The sequence below is a fragment of the Paenibacillus sp. MER 180 genome (assembly GCF_023713665.1).
Lineage (GTDB): Bacteria > Bacillota > Bacilli > Paenibacillales > Paenibacillaceae > Paenibacillus_B > Paenibacillus_B suaedae.
In genome coordinates this window covers 1-315 of record NZ_JAMAVT010000102.1, presented here as the reverse complement: position 1 = coordinate 315, position 315 = coordinate 1, and the positions used below count along the sequence as shown (strand labels likewise).

Sequence of the window (315 nt, the reverse complement as noted above, 5' to 3'; positions counted from 1 at the left end):
TGCTTTCCGCAAATTCCGCAGCCTCTGCTTCCTCGCTTGGCAGCAAATCACGAACATATCTATGCCCTGCCCTGAATGTCGCCAGCTTCCGAATGCTGTCCCAAGCTTGCGCATAGGTGACAATACCGAACTTCTTATAGAGTGAATCTTTATATCTGGCATAAACTTGAGCTAATGGCCGGGACGTGTCTTGTGCCGTTCTCAGATCCTTACCTGTCAGTTCCTTGATGACTTCTGCTGTTATGTCCGACTTCAGCATCTTCAACTCGCTTTCAGTCACTTGTATCTCTCCCCTTAGAGGGCCGTAGCCCTCAT

General features: G+C 49.2%; 1 protein-coding gene. It reads right to left on the bottom strand.

Annotation, left to right across the window (positions count from 1 at the left end; all coding sequences use genetic code 11):
- Window positions 1-280 (bottom strand): hypothetical protein (locus M3661_RS31135; protein ID WP_251491408.1); only part of this gene is annotated, 280 nt, incomplete at its 3' end.
- Window positions 281-315 lie beyond the last annotated feature (35 nt).